At 66.9% G+C, this 359-nt stretch carries 1 protein-coding gene; it reads left to right on the top strand.

What is annotated here, in order from left to right; translation table 11 throughout:
- Nucleotide 1: 1 nt before the first annotated feature.
- A partial coding sequence (locus GRB96_RS15465) for a thiamine pyrophosphate-binding protein (protein WP_276608766.1) occupies nucleotides 2-359 on the top strand: 358 nt, incomplete at its 3' end.

The following is a 359-nucleotide window of genomic DNA, read 5'->3' as shown; positions in this document are numbered from 1 at the left end:
CATGAGCACAGACAACACCACAGATACCCGTCAGGTCGTGGAAGGCAAGCAGAAGATGACGCCCTCGGAGGCCTTCGTGGAGACCCTGGTCGCCAACGGCGTCACCGACATGTTCGGCATCATGGGGTCGGCGTTCATGGACGCCATGGACATCTTCGCCCCGGCCGGCATCCGCCTGGTGCCGGTGGTGCACGAGCAGGGCGCCGCTCATATGGCCGATGGCTATGCCCGGGTCTCGGGTCGCCACGGCACGGTGATCGGTCAGAACGGTCCCGGCATCTCCAACTGCGTGACCGGCATCGCGGCGGCCTACTGGGCGCACAGCCCGGTGGTGATCGTCACCCCCGAGGCGGGCACCA

The organism is Halomonas alimentaria (assembly GCF_009902005.1).
GTDB lineage: Bacteria > Pseudomonadota > Gammaproteobacteria > Pseudomonadales > Halomonadaceae > Halomonas > Halomonas alimentaria.
This window is presented reverse-complemented; position numbering and strand designations above follow the sequence as displayed.